The 18,209-nt window shown below is 73.7% G+C and carries 16 protein-coding genes; 9 read left to right on the top strand and 7 right to left on the bottom strand.

Going from position 1 to position 18,209, the window contains the following annotated elements; translation table 11 throughout:
- The first annotated feature begins 5 nt into the window (after positions 1 to 5).
- The 3 genes from ACFLFB_RS02120 (at position 6) to ACFLFB_RS02110 (ending at position 2,648) form a co-directional block, all read left to right on the top strand.
- Positions 6 to 983 carry an ATP-binding cassette domain-containing protein gene (locus tag ACFLFB_RS02120; RefSeq protein ID WP_392544058.1) on the top strand — a complete coding sequence of 326 codons (978 nt, stop codon included), beginning with the start codon at positions 6 to 8 and terminating at the stop codon, positions 981 to 983.
- Positions 980 to 1,837: an ABC transporter permease gene (locus tag ACFLFB_RS02115; RefSeq protein WP_392544057.1), complete on the top strand. Its 858-nt coding sequence runs from the start codon at positions 980 to 982 to the stop codon at positions 1,835 to 1,837. Before ACFLFB_RS02120 ends, ACFLFB_RS02115 begins: the two co-directional genes overlap by 4 nt.
- Before the next feature lie 109 nt (positions 1,838 to 1,946).
- Complete coding sequence (locus ACFLFB_RS02110) at positions 1,947 to 2,648, top strand: GPP34 family phosphoprotein (protein WP_392544056.1); 702 nt, start codon at positions 1,947 to 1,949, stop codon at positions 2,646 to 2,648.
- 27 nt (positions 2,649 to 2,675) lie between these two features.
- Here the strand turns inward: ACFLFB_RS02110 and ACFLFB_RS02105 are convergent, their stop codons facing one another.
- From ACFLFB_RS02105 to ACFLFB_RS02090, 4 genes are all read right to left on the bottom strand, one after another.
- Positions 2,676 to 3,371, bottom strand: coding sequence for a methionine ABC transporter permease (locus ACFLFB_RS02105; RefSeq protein WP_392544055.1), 696 nt, complete (start codon positions 3,369 to 3,371; stop codon positions 2,676 to 2,678).
- Complete coding sequence (locus ACFLFB_RS02100) at positions 3,368 to 4,363, bottom strand: methionine ABC transporter ATP-binding protein (RefSeq protein ID WP_392544054.1); 996 nt, start codon at positions 4,361 to 4,363, stop codon at positions 3,368 to 3,370. Before ACFLFB_RS02100 ends, ACFLFB_RS02105 begins: the two co-directional genes overlap by 4 nt.
- Positions 4,364 to 4,366: 3 nt before the next feature.
- Complete coding sequence (locus ACFLFB_RS02095) at positions 4,367 to 5,323, bottom strand: MetQ/NlpA family ABC transporter substrate-binding protein (protein WP_392544053.1); 957 nt, start codon at positions 5,321 to 5,323, stop codon at positions 4,367 to 4,369.
- Positions 5,324 to 5,521: 198 nt separating this feature from the next.
- Positions 5,522 to 6,691: an isopenicillin N synthase family dioxygenase gene (locus ACFLFB_RS02090; RefSeq protein ID WP_392545458.1), complete on the bottom strand. Its 1,170-nt coding sequence runs from the start codon at positions 6,689 to 6,691 to the stop codon at positions 5,522 to 5,524.
- Between the two features lie 397 nt (positions 6,692 to 7,088).
- Between ACFLFB_RS02090 and ACFLFB_RS02085 the strand changes: the two genes are divergently transcribed.
- From ACFLFB_RS02085 to ACFLFB_RS02070, 4 genes are all read left to right on the top strand, one after another.
- Positions 7,089 to 7,751 (top strand): peptidoglycan-binding protein, encoded by a 663-nt coding sequence (locus ACFLFB_RS02085; protein ID WP_392544052.1) that lies wholly within the window; start codon positions 7,089 to 7,091, stop codon positions 7,749 to 7,751.
- A 7-nt stretch (positions 7,752 to 7,758) separates the two neighbouring features.
- Positions 7,759 to 10,128 carry a hypothetical protein gene (locus tag ACFLFB_RS02080; RefSeq protein WP_392544051.1) on the top strand — a complete coding sequence of 790 codons (2,370 nt, stop codon included), beginning with the start codon at positions 7,759 to 7,761 and terminating at the stop codon, positions 10,126 to 10,128.
- A 398-nt stretch (positions 10,129 to 10,526) separates the two neighbouring features.
- Positions 10,527 to 11,243 (top strand): hypothetical protein, encoded by a 717-nt coding sequence (locus ACFLFB_RS02075; RefSeq protein WP_392544050.1) that lies wholly within the window; start codon positions 10,527 to 10,529, stop codon positions 11,241 to 11,243.
- Positions 11,244 to 11,281: 38 nt separating this feature from the next.
- The gene (locus ACFLFB_RS02070) at positions 11,282 to 12,511 is read left to right on the top strand and encodes an aminotransferase class V-fold PLP-dependent enzyme (RefSeq protein ID WP_392544049.1); all 1,230 of its coding nucleotides are present in this window, start codon (positions 11,282 to 11,284) and stop codon (positions 12,509 to 12,511) included.
- Positions 12,512 to 12,514: 3 nt separating this feature from the next.
- Here the strand turns inward: ACFLFB_RS02070 and ACFLFB_RS02065 are convergent, their stop codons facing one another.
- Entirely contained in the window at positions 12,515 to 13,639 is a 1,125-nt protein-coding gene (locus ACFLFB_RS02065; RefSeq protein ID WP_392544048.1) for an OmpA family protein, read from the bottom strand.
- A 157-nt stretch (positions 13,640 to 13,796) separates the two neighbouring features.
- Between ACFLFB_RS02065 and gntA the strand changes: the two genes are divergently transcribed.
- Both gntA and ACFLFB_RS02055 read left to right on the top strand, forming a co-directional pair.
- Positions 13,797 to 14,618: a guanitoxin biosynthesis heme-dependent pre-guanitoxin N-hydroxylase GntA gene (gene gntA / locus ACFLFB_RS02060; protein ID WP_392544047.1), complete on the top strand. Its 822-nt coding sequence runs from the start codon at positions 13,797 to 13,799 to the stop codon at positions 14,616 to 14,618.
- On the top strand, positions 14,615 to 15,316 hold the full coding sequence (locus ACFLFB_RS02055) for a DUF1989 domain-containing protein (protein WP_392544046.1): 702 nt from the start codon (positions 14,615 to 14,617) through the stop codon (positions 15,314 to 15,316). The genes gntA and ACFLFB_RS02055 overlap by 4 nt, the downstream gene beginning before the upstream one ends.
- Positions 15,317 to 15,490: 174 nt before the next feature.
- Here the strand turns inward: ACFLFB_RS02055 and ACFLFB_RS02050 are convergent, their stop codons facing one another.
- Together ACFLFB_RS02050 and ACFLFB_RS02045 are read right to left on the bottom strand one after the other, a co-directional pair.
- Positions 15,491 to 15,988 (bottom strand): hemerythrin domain-containing protein, encoded by a 498-nt coding sequence (locus tag ACFLFB_RS02050; RefSeq protein ID WP_392544045.1) that lies wholly within the window; start codon positions 15,986 to 15,988, stop codon positions 15,491 to 15,493.
- A gap of 108 nt (positions 15,989 to 16,096) precedes the next feature.
- The gene (locus ACFLFB_RS02045; protein ID WP_392544044.1) at positions 16,097 to 18,199 is read right to left on the bottom strand and encodes a catalase; all 2,103 of its coding nucleotides are present in this window, start codon (positions 18,197 to 18,199) and stop codon (positions 16,097 to 16,099) included.
- Positions 18,200 to 18,209 lie beyond the last annotated feature (10 nt).

The raw sequence follows: 18,209 nt of genomic DNA, 5'->3' as shown, positions 1-18,209 counted from the left end.
CCACCATGACCACCACCCTGTCCGGACCCACCACCACGCCGGCCGTCGAGGTGCGCGACCTGCGCCTGGCCTACGGCGACCACGTCGTCCTCGACGGCATCGACCTCACCGTCGCCCCCGGCACGGTCCACGCCCTGCTCGGACCCAACGGCGCCGGCAAGACGACGACCGTCAACATCCTCGCCACGCTGCTGGCCCCCGACGCCGGCACCGCCCGGGTCTTCGGGCACGACGTCGTCGAGGACCCCCGCGCCGTGCGCGCCACCATCGGCCTCACCGGCCAGTTCGCTGCCGTCGACGACCTGCTCACCGCCCGCGAGAACCTCGTCCTCATGGGCCGGCTGCACCACCTGCCCGCCGCCGAGGTCAGCCGCCGCACCGACGACCTCCTCGGGCGCTTCGGCCTCGCCGACGTCGCCGCCGACCGGCCCAGCACCTTCTCCGGGGGGATGCGCCGCCGCCTCGACCTCGCCATGGGCCTCGTCGGCCGGCCGCGCGTCCTCTTCCTCGACGAGCCGACGACCGGCCTGGACCCCCGCAGCCGGCGGGCCACCTGGGACGTCGTGCGCGAGCTCGTCGCCGAGGGCGTCACGGTGCTGCTCACCACCCAGTACCTCGAGGAGGCCGACCAGCTCGCCGACCGCATCTCCCTCCTCGACGGCGGTGCCGTCGTCGCCGACGGCGCCCCGGCCGAGCTCAAGCGCCTCGTCCCCGGTGGCCACGTGCGGCTCACCTTCCCGGATGCCGCGGCGCTCGACCTCGCGGCCAGCACGCTGGGCACCGATGCGCCCGACCACGACTCGCTCGCCCTCGACGTCCCGGGCACCGGCGACGCCGCCGCCGTGCGCGAGCTGCTCACGCGCTTGGAGGCCGCCGCCGTGCCGGTCGGTGAGCTGACCGTGCGCACCCCCGACCTCGACGACGTCTTCCTCGCCCTCACCGGGCGCGACCGCACCCCCACTCCCGAGGAGGCCCTCCGATGACGACCACGACCCCGACCCCGACCCCGACCCCGACCGCGCCGGCTCCGCCGAGCGCCCGGTGGCTGCCCGTCCGCGACGCGGTGACGATGTTCGGCCGCCAGCTCCGCCACGTGCTGCGCTACCCCGAGCTCACGGTCATCGTCCTGATGATCCCCGTCGTGTTCCTCCTGCTCTTCGTCTTCGTCTTCGGCGGCACGCTCGGCGCGGGCCTCGGCCCCACCGCTGCGGCGGGCGTCAGCGGCCGCTCCGACTACCTGCGCTACGTCCTGCCCGGGATCCTCCTCATGACCATCGCGTCGATCTCGCAGGGCACCTGCACGTCGGTGACGATGGACATGACCCAGGGCATCATCGACCGGTTCCGCACCCTGTCGATCTCACCCGGCGCGGTGCTGTCCGGGCACGCGCTGGCCGCGACCGTGCAGTCGCTCGGCTCGATGGCCGTGGTCCTGGGTCTCGGGGTCGCGATCGGCTTCCGGCCCTCCGCAGGCCCGGTCGGGTGGCTGCTCGTCCTCGCCCTGCTCACGGCGGTGTCGTTCGCGATCGCCTGGGTGTCGGTGGCGTGCGGGCTGCTGGCGCGCACCGTGGAGTCGTCGAGCAACTACACGACGCCGCTGGTCCTCCTCCCCTTCCTCGGCAGCGGGTTCGTGCCCACCGAGTCGATGCCGACCGCGCTCGCCTGGTTCGCGCGGTACCAGCCGTTCACGCCGATCATGGACACCCTGCGCGGCCTGCTGCTGGGGACGCCCGTCGCCCCGTCGTCGGCCTGGTTGGCCGTCGGCTGGTGCCTCGTGCTGACCCTCGTCGGCTGGTTCGGGGCCCGCCGGGTCTACGCCCGCCCGCGCCGCGCCTGACCCCCGGGTCCGGCGCGATGACGAGGGCGGGCTCCACCGCTCGGCGGAGGACGCCGCCCCGCCACCGCACCTACCGTCGAGGGACCAGCACCCGCCCGAGGAGGACGCCATGAGCACCGACCGTCACCCACTCCCCCTCCACGCCCGGTTCCTGCTGCTCGCCCACGACCCGCCCACCGGCAGGGGGCTCGTCGACGACACCCGGCTCAAGGTCGGCCTCTCCGGGGCCGCGCTCCTCGAGCTGGCCCAGCTGGGCGTCATCCGCCTCGAGGGCGAGGGGCGGCACACGCGGGTCCGCGCCACGGGCGTCACTCCGCCGGCGGAGCTCGCCGAGGTGCTCGAGCGAGCCGTCGACCGCTCCCCCAAGGACGCGATCGGCCGGTTCGGCGGGGCCTCGAGCTTCACCGACCGGGCCGGCCGGCTGCGCACCGACACCTGGCAGCGCCTCGAGGTCGCAGGGTACGTCCGGCCGGTCACCGACAAGGTGCTCGGGCTCTTCCCGCGCACCCGGTGGCACCACGTCACGGGCGAGCACGTCGCCACCGTCGACGCCGTGCGCAGCGCCCTCGACGGGAACCGGTCGGGCGACCCAGCCGTCGCGGTGCTCGTCTCCATCGCCCAGGCCACCGGGCTGCTGCGCAAGCTCTTCCCGCAGGTGCCGGCCAAGGACCTCAGGGCCCGGGCCGAGGTCGCGAGCGCGTCGGTGTGGGGCGGACCCGCGGTCGCCAAGGCGATCGCCGACATCAACGCCGCCGTGGTGGCCGCCACGACCGCGGCGACCACCGCCGCCGTCGTCGGCGGCTCCGGCTGACCCACCCGGCGGGTGGGCGGGCAAGCGTCAGCGGCGGCGGGCCACCCGGCGCACCACGGCCTCGCCGCCGAGCTGGATCGCCTGCACGATGACGACGAGCACCACGACCGTCGCGAGCATCAGCTCGGTGTTGAACCGCTGGTACCCGTACTTGATGGCGACCGTGCCGAGCCCGCCGGCGCCGATCGCCCCGGCCATGGCCGAGTAGTCGACGAACATCACGAGGGTCAGCGTCACACCGGCGAGCAGGGCCGGAAGCGCCTCGGGGAGAAGCACCTTCCGGATGACGTCGAGGTGGGTCGCGCCCATCGCCTGGGCCGCCTCGATCCGTCCCTTGTCGATCTCGCGCAGCGCGGTCTCCACCACGCGCCCGAAGAACGGGGCCGTCCCCGCGGTCAGCGGCACGATCGCCGCCGTGGCCCCCAGCGACGTCCCCACGATGGCGCGGGTCACCGGGATGAGCACGATGAGCAGGATGAGGAAGGGCAGCGACCGGCTGACGTTGACGAGCAGCCCGATCGGGAGGTTGACCCAGCGGTTGGGCAGCAGCCCGTCCGGCGCGGTCACGTAGAGCGCGATGCCGAGCAGCAGCCCGAGCACGAACGTCAGCACGGCCGACAGCGCGACCATGTAGACGGTCTCGCCCAGCGCCTGCCAGAGGATCGGGACGTACTCGGCGAGCGACCCGTCGCTCGCGGCGGCGAGGGTGGGTGCGGCGCTCATGCGAGGACCTCCGTCCGGACGCCCTGGTCGGTGAGGTAGCGCACCACGGCGTCCGTCGCGGGCGTCCCGCGGTCGGGGCGCGGCTCGAGCGCCACCTGGAAGCGGCCGACGTCCTGGGCCTGGATCCGCTCGATGGAGCCGGCCCGGATCGTGACGTCGACGTCGAGGTCGCGGGCCAGGCGCGACAGCGCCGCCGAGCCGTGGGCGACGTCGGCGACGGTGAGCAGGAGGTGCGTCTCGTCCTCACCGACCGGGGCGCCGCGCAGCGGGAGCAGGAGCCGGCCGAGCGCCGAGCCGGAGTCCAGCGCCAGGTCGGTGAGCCGGCCGGACTCGACGATGCGGCCGTCGGACAGCAGCGCCGCCGACCCGCAGGCCGAGCGCACGACCTCCATGTCGTGGGTGATGAGGACGACGGTGACCCCGAACGCCTCGTTGACGTCGCGCAGCAGCCCGAGGATCTGCTGGGCGGTGCGGGTGTCGAGGGCGCTGGTCGCCTCGTCGCAGAGCAGGACCTTGGGCGACCCGGCGAGGGCCCGCGCGATGCCGACGCGCTGCTTCATCCCGCCGGACAGGCGCGATGGGTGCTCGTGCGCCCGGTCGGCGAGCCCGACGATCTCGAGGATCTCGCGGGCCCGCGCCTCGCGCCGCGCCTTGTCGATGCCGCGCAGCTCGAGCGGGAACGCGACGTTCCCGAGCACGGTGCGCGACTCGAAGAGGTGGAAGTGCTGGAAGATCATGCCGATCTTCTGCCGACGGCGGCGGAGCTCACCGGCGCTGAGGCCGGTGAGCTCCACCTCGTCGAGGAAGACCCGTCCCGACGTGGGACGCTCGAGCAGGTTGAGGCAGCGGATCAGGGTGCTCTTGCCGGCGCCGGAGTGACCGACGATGCCGAACACCTCACCCTCGGGGATGTCGAGGGTGATCCCCTTGAGCGCCTCCACCCGTTCGGGACCGTCGCCGAACGTCTTGACGAGCTCCTCGGTGCGGAACACGGGTCACTTCCCCCCGGCGACGGGGATGACGGAGCCCGGGTAGGTCTTGTCGATGAAGGCCGCGACCTCGGGTCCCTCGAGGATCGCCTCGAGCTTCTGCACCCGCGGGTCGTCCTCGAGCGCCGTCGGCACCGTGAGGATGTTGGCGTACGGGTTGCCGGCCGCCTTCTCCAGCAGCAGCGCGTCCTCGGCGGGCTTCAGGCCCGCCTCGAGCGCGACGTTGCCGTTGACGAGGCCGAGGGCCGCATCGGGCAGCGAGCGGGGGATCTGGGCCGGCTCGACCTGGCGGAACTCGAGGTTCTTCGGGTTGGAGACGATGTCGGCCTCGGTGATCTTCAGCGCCTCGGGCGAGGTGTCCCCGAACTTGTAGGGCAGCGTGATGAGGCCGGCCTCCTGGAGGAGGTAGAGGCCACGGGCCACGTTGCTCACGTTGTTCGAGAGCAGGACGAGCCCGCCGTCGGGCACGTCATTCAGCGAGGTGACCTTGTCGGAGTAGATGCCGTAGGGCTCGACGTGCACCGTGGCGCCGACCGCGAGGTCGGTGTAGCCCTTGTCGGCGCTGTCCGACTCGAGGTAGGGCACGTGCTGGAAGTAGCTGACGTCGGCGTCGCCGTTCTCGACGACGTCGTTGCCGTTGACCCCGTCGGTCTCCTCGATGACCTTCAGCGAGAACTCGCCCTTGGCCAGCTCGTCGTTGACGTACTTGAGGATCTCGGAGTGCGGTGTGACGGAGGCGAACACGCGCAGCGGCGCATCGGCCGCGCTGTACTTGGAGGTCTCGCCGGAGGACCACGGTCGCCAGGCGAGGAGGGCGGTCGCGACGACGGCGACGACCGCCACGACGGCGATGACAATCTTCGTGCGGTTGCCGCGGCCCTCGGGCTCGAGCTCGGTGAGGGAGGCGCCGCCGCTCGGCGGGATGGTCGCGGTGGACCCGGTGGGGGTGCTGCTGTCGGACATGGGGTTCTCTCCTGGGTGTGGTGCCGTGGGGGCACGGCGAAGGGCCGGCGCTCGTGGTGCCGCGTCGGTGCGGGTTCGGGTGCTGCGCTGTGGTGCTGGGGAGTGCGGGCGGTCAGGGACGAGCGGTGGCGGCCCGGGGTGGTGGTGACCCCGGGGACCACCGCCGCGGACATCGGCGCCCGGGACCGCGCGCCACGGTCATCGCGCGGGGTTCCACTGCGGGTCCTCGAGGAGGTCGGCGTGGTGGCGGCGGGCCACCTCGGGGTGCGAACGGAGCCAGCCGACGAGGGCCTTGCGCCCGTACTCGGCGTAGATGGGGTTGTCCGGGTCCTGCTCGACGCCGCGGGCCTGAGCGGCGAGGTCGGCGGGGAGGGTCAGCGGCTCGACCACGGCGTCGTACCGCGGGGCGAGGAAGTAGGGGATGGAGTAGCGGTCGTCCCCGTCGCGCGGGACGACGACGCGGTGGACGTTGGCCCGCAGGTAGCCGCCGGTCGCGACCTCCAGCGCCTCACCGACGTTGACGACCAGCGTGCCGGGCACCGGCGTGGCCTCGATCCAGCCGCCGTCGTCGCCGCGGACCTCGAGTCCCTGGTGCTCGTCCTGGAGCACGAGGGCGAGCCAGCCGTAGTCCTTGTGCGCGCCGACGCCCTGCCCGGCGTCACCGGGGGCCAGGCCCACCGGCGGGGCGGGGTACCGGACGAGCTTGGTCGTCGAGACGGCCTCGTCGTCGAACCAGCGGTCGAACCAGGTCGGCTCCTCGCCGAGCGCCTCCGCCAGCAGGGCCAGGACGGTGCGGGCGACCCGGCCGGCCTCGGCCTGCCAGCGCAGCACCGCCGGCTTCAGCTCGGGCACCCGCTCGGGCCACTGGTTCGGGCCGACGAGCCGCAGGTAGGCCGGGTCCTCGGGGCCGAGGTCGAGGGCGGGCCGCTCGACCCCGATGTCGATCTGCTCGCGCTCGTCGGGCGCGCCGGCGGTCTGCTCGGTGGCCAGGCTCGTGTAGCCGCGGAACTGCGGCGAGCGGGTGTTCGAGATGCGACGCCGCTCGTCCTCGGGCAGGGCGAAGAAGGTGCGCGTGGCGGCGAGGAGGTCGTCCTCCACCTCGCGGGGGATGCCGTGGCCGACCGCGTAGAAGAAGCCGAGGTCGTGGGCTGCGGTGCGCAGGCGGCGCAGGTGTCGGCCCGCTCGGCGGGTGAGCGGTCGGCCGCCTCGAGGTCGACGAGCGGCAGGGTGCGGGCGGCGGCCGGACGTGGTGGCAGGGGGCGTGCGGCGGTGGTGGTCATGGGTCGTCCTCGACGGGTCTGGGAAACGGCTGGGAGCGGCTGCGGAGCGCGTCCCGGCGTCGGTGCCGGGGGCTCGCGGGACCGGCACGGGGCCGGGGCCGGCCACGGTTCGCGCTCACGGGAGCAGTCGCGATCGGGGCGGCCAGGGGTGGGTCACGCGACGGGCGCGGACCCCACCGGTGTCAGGACCGGCGACAGGTCGTGCGACAGCGCAGGCGGGCGGTCGCGGGGGCGTCGGGGTGACGGCTCACCACACGTTGCGTTATCGCGTGCATAAGTCGAAGTTATATCACGCGTTCCGCCGCCTCCGGACCCGCGCCCGCTCGGTGGTCGGCCCGCCCGAGGTTTCGGATCGGGCGCCCGGGGTAAGTCGGGTGCACTCATCGCAGGTCAGGGGCCCTGCGGGCCTCTAGGCTGCGCCACTCAGGCCCTCTCGCGGGGGGCCCCGGCAGACCCCCGGGATCCCCCAGGACAAGGAGCACGACATGACGACCGACCCGATCCCCCTCACCGACGCCGAGCTCGCCGGCGAGGCCGGCACGGCCCTGCCCGACAAGGAGGTCATCAGCCTCCTCGACCTCAACGCCGACCTCGACCTCGGCCTCGACGCGGCGGCGCCGATCGACCTCGCGGTCGCCGCCAACGCCAACGTCGCCGCACCCATCGACGCCGCCGTCGGCGCCAACGTCCTGTCCGTGGGCTCGCAGGCCCAGGCGATGGCCGACCAGGGCGTCATCATCGACCAGGGCATCACCGGGTCCGCGGTCGCCGAGGGCGTCCAGGACAGCACCATCGACCAGGCCGACCCGGCCCCCGCGCCCGACGGCACGACCGACCCCGGCACCACCGACCCGGGCACCGACCCGGTCGACGCGACCGACCCCACCGACACGGGCTCGGTCCTCGACGGCGACCTGCTCGACGTCGACGTCGACCTCGCCGCGGACCTCGACATCGCGGCCCCGATCACCGGTGCGGTCGCGGCAAACGCCAACGTCGCCGCGCCCATCGACGCCGCCGTCGCGGCCAACGTCGCGTCGGTCGACTCCGACGCCGTCGCGATCGCCCAGCAGGACGCGATCATCACCCAGGACATCGACGCGGACGCCTCGGCCTCCACCGACCAGACGTCCGACATCCAGCAGTAGTCCCCCCGTGACCCTGCTCCCCGACGCGGATGCCGCGGCGGGCGAGGAGCGCGGCCGCGTGCCGTCGCCCTCGTCCGCCGCGACACCCGCCGCACCCGCCGAACCCCTCGACGTCCCGACACGGGCCTCCGGGCTCGAGCTGATCGGTGAGGTCGCCGGGTCCGGGTACCGCGAGCCGCCGGCGCTCGTGCGGCGGGCCGACGGCCAGACCATCCAGCTGACCCCGCTGCTCTACCTCGTCCTCGAGGCGGTCGACGGGCGGCGGGACCTGGCGGGGGTCGCCGAGGCCGTGTCCGCGTCCTCGGGCCGCCTGGTCACCTCCGAGAACGTGGCCACGCTCTGCGGGAAGCTGCGCGAGCTGGGGACGCTGCAACGCGCCGACGGCACCGACCCCGAGCTCAAGCGCTCGAACCCGTTGCTGGGGTTGCGCTTTCGCTACGTCGTGTCCGATGAGGACGTCACCCGCCGGCTCACCGCACCCTTCGCCGCCCTGTTCGCCCCGGTCGTCGTCGTGGTGGTGCTGCTGGCCTTCCTCGCCGTCTGCGGGTGGGTCCTGGCGGAGAAGGGGCTCGCGTCCGCCGCGCACGACGCGTTCCACGAGCCGGGGCTGCTCCTGGCCGTCTTCGGGCTGACCATCCTGTCGGCCGGGTTCCACGAGTTCGGCCACGCGGCGGCAGCCCGCTACGGCGGCGCCCGGCCCGGGGCGATGGGCGCAGGTCTCTACCTCGTCTGGCCGGCCTTCTACACCGACGTCACCGACAGCTACCGGCTGGGCCGCGGCGGCCGCGTGCGCACCGACCTCGGCGGCCTGTACTTCAACGCCATCGTGGCCGTGGCGATGTTCGGGCTCTGGTTCGGAACCCGCTGGGACGCAGTCCTGCTCATCATCGCGACGCAGGTCCTGCAGATGCTGCGACAGCTGGCCCCGTTCGTGCGGTTCGACGGCTACCACGTGCTCGCCGACCTCACCGGCGTCCCCGACCTCTACCACCGCATCGGCCCGACCCTCGCCTCGCTCCTCCCCGGCCGCTGGCGCTCCCCCGAGGCTCGCGTCCTCAAGCCGTGGGCCCGCGCCGTCGTCACCACGTGGGTGCTCGTCGTCGTCCCCGTCCTCCTCGTCACCGTCGGCCTCATGGTGCTGGCGCTGCCGCGGCTCGTCGCGACGGCCGTCGCCGGCGTCACGGAGCAGGGCAGCCTGCTCGGCGAGCGCTGGTCGGACGGTGACGTCCTCGGCGCCTCGGCCCGCGCACTCGGGGTCGCGGCGATCGCCCTCCCGGTCATGGCCTCCCTCCTCCTCCTCGTGCGCACGACCCGGCAGGTGGCCACGCGCGCGTGGCGCGGCACCGACGGCCGGCCGGTGCGCCGCGCCGGCGCCGGGGCCCTTGCCGCGCTCCTGGTCGCGGGGCTCGCGTGGGCCTGGTGGCCCCAGCCGGGCATTTACCGCCCCATCCAGGCCTACGAGCGCGGCGCCCTCCAGGACGCCCTGCCGGCCCTGACCCGCACGATGCCCGTCGGGCTCAGCGAGGGCCGTGCCGGTCGGGCGACCACGCTGTGGCCGGAGGGCGAGGCCGTCCCCACCGCGGCACGCCCCGCCCTGTCCGTCGTCATGGTGCCGCGCGGCGGGGCCACCACCGCCCCCACGTGGGTGTTCCCGTTCAACCGCCCGCTGCCACCGGACGAGGGCGACAACCAGGCGCTGTCGGTCAACACCACCGACGGCAGCACGCAGTACGACGTCGCCCTCGCCCTGGTCTGGGCCGACGGTGACCGCGTCCTCAACACCAACGAGGCCTACGCGTTCGCGAGCTGCACCGGGTGCCGGACCGTCGCCGTCGCCTTCCAGGTCGTCCTCATCTCGGGGCAGGCCGACGTCGTGGTGCCGCAGAACCTGTCCGGCGCCGTCAACTACGCGTGCGTCGAGTGCCTGACCTTCGCGCTGGCGACCCAGCTCGTCGTCACGGTCCCCGGCGAGCTCGACGCCGCGGCCCGGGCCCGCCTCGAGGAGGTCTGGGGGCGGATCGCCGCCTTCGGTGCCGGCATCGAGGGCGTGCCGCTCTCGGAGATCCAGGGTCGCCTCGAGGCCTTCGAGACCGAGATCCTCGAGGTGGTGGGCGTCAGCCCGACCGGGCCCGGGGGAACCGTTCCCAGCGGCTCCCCTACCGGGTCGCCCGCACCTGGGGGGACGACGGGTCCGGATCCCGGTGCCAGCCCAGCGGACCCGCCGCCGAGTGGCGAACCGGCCCCGAGCTCACCGGCGCCGGACCCCGAGCCGAGCGCCGGACCCAGTGCCGAGCCGAGCCCGGAACCGTCGGCCGAGCCGTCCGTGGTCACCTCGCCCGAGCCGGGTTCCGGCGCGGAGCCGACCGCCACACCCTGAGGGGTGGGCCGACCGAGAGAAGGGTCCCCGCGCGGTGGCGCGGGGACCCTTCTGGGTGGTTCAGGGAGTCGTGCAGGGTGAGCCCCCTCGGTCGACCGGGTGACGCAGGGAGTCCCCCGGGCGATGGGATGACGATGCCAGTCCTCCCGCGGGAAATCCGCAGGTCAGCGCTTCTCTCAGCCGTTCGGCGGACGACAGTCCGACCGTTGGGACGGGCGCTTCGACCGGGAACCCGCACGGCGGAGGAGCGGGCCCGCGGGCACGTGGCGACCTTCCCGCCGAAGGTCAAGAAGCCGAAGGCGAAGGCCTGACGCGGAGCCGGCCACCCGACCTGCACGGTGACACGGGCCAGGGGCGTTCGCGCGACTGCCGGCCCGGACCCGGCTAGCGTGACCGCTGTGAGCACGGACCTGGCCCCCGAGCTGGACTCGGTGTACGTCGAGCAGACCGTCGGGCGGCTCGAGGCGCGCATCCGCGCGCGCTTCCCCGACCGCCGGCTCGGCGACGCGGCCCACGCCCTGCGCACCGCCGTGCCGCAGATCCACGACGCGTTCGAGGCGTCGAAGACCCGTCGCCGACGGGTGCGGTGGGCGGCCCGGGTCACGAGCGTCGTCCTCGTGCTCGTCGCGGTCGCGGCCATCGCCCTGGCGCTGCGCGACCCCGTGCTCCGGGGCACCGACAGCTCGGTCGACTGGCTGCCCATCGCCGAGAGCACCGTCAACGACCTCGTGTTCACCGCCATCGCGGTCTTCTTCCTCTGGGCGCTCCCCGAGCGGATGGAGCGGCGCACCCTCCTCGACCTCCTGCACCGGCTGCGGTCGCTCGCCCACGTCATCGACATGCACCAGCTCGACAAGGACCCGGAGCAGGCGCGGGCCGCCTACCACCCCACCGCGCAGAGCCCCGCCCGACCGATCCTCGACGCCGAGCAGCTGCACCACTACCTCGACTACTGCAGCGAGCTCGTCTCGCTCATCGCCAAGACCGCGGCCCTGTGCGCCGAGCGCACCTCCGACGCCGTCGTCCTCGGGACCGTGAGCGAGATCGAGACCCTGGCCGCGCAGATGTCCCAGAAGATCTGGCAGAAGATCTCCCTGCTCCCCAGCCACGACTGAGACCTGCTGTGCGAGAGATCGATCCGACGCCCGCCTCGATGACGTCCGCCGCCGCTCCCGTGCCGGCACCGGTGCCGCTGACGCTCCCCGACGGCCGCCCGGCGCGTGACGCCTGGGCCCTGACCCCCGCGACGGTGCACGTCAACCACGGCTCGTTCGGGGCGGTGCCCCGCGCCTCCCTCGAGCACCAGGCCGCCCTGCGAGCGGAGATGGAGGCCGACCCGGTGGGGTGGTTCGCGCTGCTCACCGAGCGCGTCGCGGCGGCCCGCGCCGACCTCGCCGCCGCCCTCGGCGCGGCACCGGAGCACACCGCCCTCGTCCCCAACGCGAGCGCCGGGGCCAGCGTGGTCTACGCGAACCTCCCTGCGGCGCAGGGGGCCGAGGTGGTGGTGACCGACCACGGGTACGGGGCGGTCACCATGGGCGCCGAGCGCGCCGCCCGCCGCTGGGGCGGGCGGGTGCGCACGGCCCACGTCCCTCTCGACGCCTCCGCGGACGACGCCCGCGACGCGGTCCTCGCCACGCTGAGCCCGGCGACCCGGCTGCTCGTCGTCGACCAGATCACCTCGGCGACCGCGCGCCACCTCCCGGTCGCGGCCATCACCGCCGGGGCGCGGGACCGCGGCGTCCTCACCCTCGTCGACGGTGCGCACGCCCCGGGCCTCGTCGACCGCCCGACCGAGGGCCTGGGGGCCGACGTCTGGGTGGGCAACCTGCACAAGTTCGCCTGCGCCCCACGGTCGGTCGCCGCACTCGTGGCACCAGGCGGACTGCGCCACGACCTCTACCCGCTCATCGACTCGTGGGGTGCCCGCGACGAGTTCCCCGAGCGGTTCGACGTCCAGGGCACCCTCGACCTCACGGCCTGGCTCGCGGCACCCACGTCGTGGGGCTTCCTCGAGGAGACGTGGGGATGGGAGGCGCTTCGAGCCCACCTCACCGCCATGGCCGACCACGCCGAGGACGTTGTCGGGCAGGCCTTCTCGGCCAGGACGGGCGAGGACCACCGGGTCGACGTCGGGATGCCCGTCAACGCCCTCCGGCTCGTGCGGCTCCCCGCAGGCCTGGGCGCCACCCTCGAGGAGGCCGACGCCCTGCGGGACCGGGTCGTGGCCGAGCACGGCTTCGCCGCCGCCTTCACGAGCTTCGGCGGCACCGGCTACCTGCGGCTGTCGGTGCACGCCTACACGACGGCGGAGGACGTGGCACAGGTCGCCGAGCGCCTCGTGCCCGTCCTGTGCGACCTGGCGGCGGGCTCCGGCGGCTGAGCGCTACTGGCGCGGGAGGACGACGGTGACGCGGCGGTTCTTCGCGCGCCCCTCCGGGGTGGCGTTCGTCGCGACGGGTGAGGCCTCGCCGAATCCCTGCGGTTGCAACGTGATCGGCACACCGGCGAGAGCGGGCTGCAGCACCCGCGCCACCGCGAGCGCCCGCGCCCGCGACAGGGCGAGGTTGCTCGCCGGGGTGCCCACGTTGTCGGTGTAGCCGTTCACCTGGACCGTCCCCGACACCTCGGCCTCACGGACCTGGCCTGCCAGTCGGAGCAGCGCTTGGCGGGCCGACGACGTCAGGTCGGCGGAGCCGAGGGAGAAGAGCACGTCGGAGGTGAGGACCAGCTGCCGTCCCGCCTGGACCGTGGGGGCCACGCTCGGGGTGGCGGTGGCGATGACGGGCACCTCGGTCGGGGTCGGGCTGGGGGTCGGCGTCGGGGTCGGTGTGGGGGTGGCCGAGGTCGGGAGGGTGGAGGGCGTGGGTCGCGGTGTCGCCGCGGCGGCACCGGTGCCCGGACGTCCTCCGGTGAGCCACCAGCCCACCCCACCGGCCACGAGGAGCGCGAGCAGCGCCACCCCGGCGAGGACCGTGCGCCCGGACCGGCGTCGGGGCTCGGGCGGCGGGGCTGCCACGACCGGCTCCTGCCACCCCGCGACCTCCTGGGAGAGGTTCTCCCGCACCGCGGCCACGAGGGCCGCAGCCGCACCCAAGGAGCCCGGCCGGCGGGCGGACTCACCCAGCAGGCCGCTCATGTCCGGCGTGAGCCGCACCCGTGCGACCGACCCGTCGGGCACGGCCAGGGCCGTCGCCGACACGTTGATGCGCACCCGGTCGCCGCTGGGCTCGACCCCGGCGAAGCGGCCCACGTGGCGCCCCGAGACGACCGCCTCCTGGACGGCCATGGTGTCGGTCGCCCGGCGCAGCACGGGCGTGACGGCGATGTCGTCGAAGCTGGCGAGCAGCCGCATCGCCGCGGTGCGCCGCTCCTCGCCCATGAAGGTGAGCCAGCTGCCGTCGACGTGGACCTCGACCACGGCGTCCTTCAGGGCAGCCGTGAGGGCCTCCTCGCTGCCCACCGTGAGGGCCGCGACGAGGTCATCGAGCATCCGGGTCGTCTCGCTCATCACGTCTCGGACCCCACGGTAGGCGGGGGGTGCCACCTCGGGGAACAGGCAGGCCGTGGCGAGCGCCGCCGGTCGGCGACGTGTCGGGCCCGCCCTGGTTGGCCGACCGACCTTCGACGGGGGGCGTGACGGCGCCGGGCGCGGGTAGGTCATCGTCGTGAGCAGCCCTCCCGCCCGCGACCAGCCAACCGGTCCCACCGCCACCGACCCGGCCCGTGAGCCCGTCGAGCCCCTCGCCGACGTCCTCGGCGAGCGCGCCTCGGCCGGCCTCGAGGACGCCGCCCGCGCCGAGGTCGTCGCCGCGATCAGCGCGATGGTCGCGCACCCGGAGTATCCGTGTCTGGGGGCCCGGTCGGTGTTCCGCCGGGAGGCGGTGACGGCCGTCGTCCTCGACGACCTGTCCGACGGCTCACCCGGCGGGTCGCTCGACCAGCTCGGCGCGGCCCTGCGCCGGTACGTCCTCGACGTCGACGCCGACGGGGACCTGGTCTCCTTCGTCGCGTGCTTCCGCGCCCCCGCCATCGACGACGAGCGGTCCTTCGAGGCCGCCCTGTGGGCCGCCCTCCAGCACCTCCACGACCACGACGACCACCCGTGGGCGCCGGGCGTGGCGGCGGACCCGGGCAACCCGCACTTCGCGTTCAGCGTCGCCGGGACGGCCTTCTTCGTCGTCGGCCTGCACCCCGCGGCCTCGCGGATCGCGAGACGCGCCCCCCTGCCCACCCTCGTGTTCAACCTGCACGAGCAGTTCGAGCGGATGCGCAGCGACGGCAGCTTCGACCGCATGCGCGACACCATCCGGCGGCGCGACACCGAGCTCCAGGGGTCCCCCAACCCCATGGCCGTCGACCACGGCTCGTCCTCCGAGGCCCTCCAGTACTCCGGACGGGCCGTCGCGACCGGCTGGACCGCACCCTTCTCCCCGGGTCACCAGCCCGGCGACTCACCCCAGGACCCACCCCACCCGGAGGACACGTGAACCCCGCACGCCGCAGGTACCCCCGAGCCGTCGACCTCCCGACCTACGACGGAGGGCCCGACGGGCCCGCAGCCGGCTGGACCCGGATCGCGCCGCAGTCGGGCGCGGCCGTCGCCCTCGAGCCCGGCGACCGGCTCACGCTCCTCGACCCGTGCGGCGAACAGGTGAGCGACCTCTACCTCGTGGCGACGCACGACCCCGCCGAGGTGTTCTCCTCCGGTCGGACGACCGACTTCGGCAACTCCGTCTACGTCTCCGCGGGCTCGGCGCTCTGGAGCAACCGCAGCCGCGTCCTCGCCACGGTGGTCGAGGACACCGTCGGGACGCACGACCTCACGCTGACCCCGTGCAGCCAGGCGACGTTCGACGTCCTGTACCCCGATTTGGGGGGAGCGCCCCACCCCTCCTGCTACGCCAACCTCGTCGCCGCGCTCGAGCCGCACGGGGTGGACCCCGACCGCATCGGTGTCACGCTCAACGTGTTCATGGACGTGTGGACCGACGAGGTGGGCGAGCTGCACATCGACACCCCACCCACCCGGCCGGGCGACCGCTTCACCATCGAGGCCGTCCTCCCCGTCCTGGCCGGCGTCACCGCCTGCTCGGCCGAGAAGTCGAACAACGGCACGTGCACCCCCATCGACTACCGGGTGGAGCGGGCGTCGACGTCCGACGCCGGCCACCCGTCCCCGGCCTGACCCGAGCCGGACGCCGGTCGGGATCCTGAAGTGGCCGAATGGGTTTCGGGTTCGTGATGCTGGGCAGGACCGTGGTGACGGCCACCACGTCGTCAAACAGCGGCGCGTGGTGGCCGTTCACCGCGCGGGCCGCGCCCCGGGACGAACCCGGACGACGCGGCCCGACGACGCGGCTCAGGAGATGACGGCGTCGACCGTCTTCTTCAGGGCGCTGGGCTGGGCGGGGCTGCGGGGGGCCTTCTTCTTCGCGGCCTCGAGCTCCTCACCGATCTCGCGAAGCTGGGTCCGGGTGAGGCCCTCACGGACCTTGGGGAACCAGTCCTGCTCCTCCTCCTGGACGTGGTGCGTCACGTTCTCGATGAGGACGGTCGCCTTGGCGAAGAATCGCTCGTCGGAGCGGTCCATGGCGGCCAGCTCGGTGATGAGGACGTCCGCCACGTGGTGCTCCTCGTACGACTCGAGCACGTCGTCCTCGAGCTCGGGCAGGAGGGCGCGGACCCGCGGGTACATGACCTCGTTCTCGATGTAGGTGTGCATCGTGAGGAGCTCGATGGCCTTCTTCACGATCGACTCCTTGCGGGCCGGAGTCGTCGAGGCCTTCTGGAACTCCCGGAAGAGCGCCTTGACCTCCTTGTGGTCGGCCTTCAGCATGACGATGGCGTCCTGAGACATGGGTTGCTCCTGTTCCTGGGTCGTGCGGTGCGGCGCACCGTCGACGACCTCAGTGACCTACCCGAAGGGGTCGGCGCCGAAACCGCTGCGGCACCGACCCCCTCGGCGTCAGGCGGTGAGGTCACGCTCCCACTGGCGCGGTCCGGCGAGCCGGTCGACGAAGGCCGTGGCCTGCGCCGGCGTGCCGACCGGGAGGCAGGCGTCGTCGAGCTTGCCGGCCAGGCCCGCGGCGTCGACCAGGGCGTCGGTGTCGCCGCCCAGCCCGATCACCTTGAAGTGGGTGAAGGCGTCGGTGAGGAAGTCGCGCGCCGCCGGGTCGTCCGCCAGCGCGGCGCCGCCATCGGGTCCGGCGACGACCGCGACGGCGTCGTAGAGCACGGACGGTGCGCCCGCGACGGCCTGCTTCGCCTCGAGGGTGGACCCGTCCGACAGCGTGGCGCCGCCCACGGCGAGGGCCACGACCTCGACGACACCGCCCGCCTTCGCCACGCCCCTGGTCAGGCGCTTCACGGCGGCCGCGGTCGCGCCGTCGCCGACGAGGAGCCCGAGCTTGCGCCCCTCGAAGGTCTCCACGGCGTTGGCCAGCAGGCTCAGGGCCGGCGAGGGCTCGAGCTCGACGACCGGTGAGGCAGGTTCTGCTGCCTCGGGGAGCGGCATCCTCAGGCCGGCGGCCACGCGGCTGGCCAGCTGCTCGTCGACGGTCCGCAGGTTCGCGACCATCCGCGCACGGATCGCCGGCCTCTCGACCTTGCCGAGCTCGAAGACGTAGGCGAGGACGATGTGGTCCTGCTCGACCGGCGTCTGGCTCAGCCAGAACTGACGCGCCTGGCTGAAGTGGTCGGCGAAGGAGGGCGACCGCACCCGCCCGGTCTCGCCACCCACCTCCTCGGGGAACGGCACGTGGCCGTCGAGGCCGGCCTCGCGCGGACCGCGGTCGCTGCCGGAGAACGAGTTCGGCTCGTAGGCAGCGCGGCCCGGCTGCGTCGACATCTGCATGTGGCCGTCGCGCTGGAAGTGCGCGACCGGGCACCGGGGCGCGTTGACCGGCAGCTGGCTGAAGTTCGTGCTGCCGAGCCGCTTCAGCTGGGTGTCCAGGTAGGAGAAGTTGCGGCCCTGGAGGAGCGGGTCGTTGCTGAAGTCGATGCCCGGCGGCACGTTCTGGGTCATGAACGCCACCTGCTCGATCTCGGCGAACACGTTGTCCACCACCCGGTTCAGCGTCATCAGCCCGATGGGCCGCACCGGCAGCACCTCCTCGGGGATGAGCTTCGTGGCGTCGAGGACGTCGAACTCGAAGGCGTCGGCGAACGCGTCGTCGAAGACCTGCACGCCCAGCTCCCACTGCGGGAAGTCACCGGCCGTGATGGCGTCGAAGAGGTCGCGGCGGTGGAAGTCGGGGTCGGCGCCGTTGATCTTCACGGCCTCGTTCCAGACCACCGACTGCACGCCGAGCAGCGGCTTCCAGTGGAACTTGACGAACGTGCTCTTCCCCGCGGCGTCGACGAACCGGAAGGTGTGCACGCCGAAGCCCTGCATCATCCGCAGCGAGCGCGGGATCGTCCGGTCCGACATCTGCCACAGCGTCATGTGGGTCGACTCGGGCATGAGCGAGGCGAAGTCCCAGAAGGTGTCGTGCGCCGACTGCGCCTGCGGGAAGCCGCGGTCCGGCTCCTCCTTGACGGCGTGGACGAGGTCGGGGAACTTCACCGCGTCCTGGATGAAGAAGACGGGGATGTTGTTGCCGACGAGGTCCCAGTTGCCCTCGTCGGTGTAGAACTTCGTCGCGAACCCGCGGACGTCACGGGCGAGGTCGGCGGAACCGAGGTTTCCGGCGACGGTGGAGAAGCGGACGAAGGTCTCGGTCTTCTTGCCGGCCGTCGCGAAGATGCTGGCGCGGGTGAGGTCGCTGAGCGACGCGTAGTTCTCGAAGACGCCGTGGGCTCCGTAGCCGCGGGCGTGGACGACCCGCTCGGGGATCCGCTCGTGGTCGAAGTGGAAGATCTTCTCGCGCAGGGCGTGGTCGGACAGCAGCGTCGGACCCCGCGTCCCGGCGCGCAGCGAGTTGTTGTCGTCCTGCACCGGGGCGCCGTGGGCGGTCGTGAGGACCGGACCGTCGGCGCCGGCGAGCTGGTGCAGCTCGCCGCCCTCGCCGGTCCGCTCGCGCGGCGCTCCGGACGTGCGGGTGGGCTTCTTATTTTTCTTGGCCGGCATGGCGATCCCA

This window comes from Oryzobacter telluris, from assembly GCF_043099285.1.
Taxonomy (GTDB): domain Bacteria; phylum Actinomycetota; class Actinomycetes; order Actinomycetales; family Dermatophilaceae; genus Oryzobacter; species Oryzobacter telluris.
The sequence above is the reverse complement of the archived record's forward strand: the minus strand, read 5'-3'. Positions and strand labels throughout refer to the sequence as shown.